We start from the raw sequence: 1,335 nt of genomic DNA on the forward strand, positions 1-1,335 counted from the left end.
AGCCCAGCTTTTGAGCAGCTCTCAGCTCCCTCATTTTCGCTCCATACATTGACTTCTTCCTTTCTACTGATAGGTCTTTTCAAAACTGTTGGTACTTGTCAACAGTTTTGATAGAATTAATTCTATCAAAACTGTTGGTACTTGTCAACAGTTTTGATAGAATTAATTCTATCGATTTTGAAAAAGTTTGACCTTCTTGACCTTTGTATGTTTTATCTCTTTATGAGATATTTTCAACTGAAGAATAAGTCAGTTTCACTCATTCCAAATCTATTGGCAATAATTGCCATTTCATAGTCCTGAAAAGGAAACTGACCTTTTTCTTTTAGTTCATACTGACGACGATTTTTTAATCCAATCAAATCCGCCATGTATAACGTAGTGAGTTCTCTTTTTCTGCGCTCTTCCCTTAATCGAATTTTAGGAAGAAGAAACTGAGAACGTATTTTCTCTTTGTTTGTCAACAATAATTCTCCTCTCTATATAAGCCAAGTAATGATAATAACTATAATAGTTAAGGCAATCAAAGACCAAGTGAGAAATTTCGCGGTTTTGTTTTGCATTTTTGCTACCTTGTGCTATAATGAAATTACACAACAGTGGTTGGGGCTTTCGCCCCTTCCACTCTCTTCTTAGAAGAGTTTTGATATGAGATTTACCAGTGCGGAGATTAGATTGATAAGGGCTATTATCAAACCAATCTTGACTTCATTGGTAAGTCTTTTCTTTTTGTGCTTTTTCATTTAGTCCATCCTTTCTGTTATTTTCCTTGTCTTAAGATTGCCTTTCTCAACCTTACAAGACTATTATATCTCAAAACGAGATATAAGTCAATAGTTTTTTATCACTTTTTGAGATTTTTTTATTTATTTTTTTATCTCATTATGATATATTATAGGTAGAGGAAGGAAACGTTTATGAATATACTAGGTAATTCTATTAAAGAAATTAGAAAATCTAAGAAAATGACACAAAATCAATTGTCACAGTTGACTGGTTTCAAACAAAACACTATATCCAATCATGAAAACGGCAAACGACAATTAGACGAAACAGATATTAGAATTTATGCTGCTGCTCTCGAAGTTGAACCACAACAACTATTTAGTCTTTCTAAAACTACCACCCCCACAGCGTCCCCAGATTTGCTCACACAGCAGATAACGGATAAGGTGGTACAATTAACCCCAGATAATAAAAAAATCGTGCTACGGACTTCTGAGGAGCTTCTGGAGAGCCAAAAAGCAAACGGCAGCATCTATCGACAGAAAAACGAAGAGGAAACGAAGAAAAACGAAGTATCGGAGGAAATTGTCAGCTTGTATCAAGTTGAAG

General features: G+C 34.5%; 2 protein-coding genes. One reads left to right on the top strand and one right to left on the bottom strand.

The window, feature by feature from the left end; genetic code table 11:
* Nucleotides 1-233: 233 nt before the first annotated feature.
* A complete protein-coding gene (locus tag OVN21_RS11030) occupies nt 234-464 on the bottom strand; it encodes an XRE family transcriptional regulator (RefSeq protein WP_267248447.1) in 231 nt (76 codons plus the stop codon).
* 453 nt (nt 465-917) lie between these two features.
* Between OVN21_RS11030 and OVN21_RS11035 the strand changes: the two genes are divergently transcribed.
* A partial coding sequence (locus OVN21_RS11035; RefSeq protein WP_267248448.1) for a helix-turn-helix domain-containing protein occupies nt 918-1,335 on the top strand: 418 nt, incomplete at its 3' end.

The organism is Streptococcus sp. Marseille-Q5986 (assembly GCF_946902915.1).
GTDB lineage: Bacteria > Bacillota > Bacilli > Lactobacillales > Streptococcaceae > Streptococcus.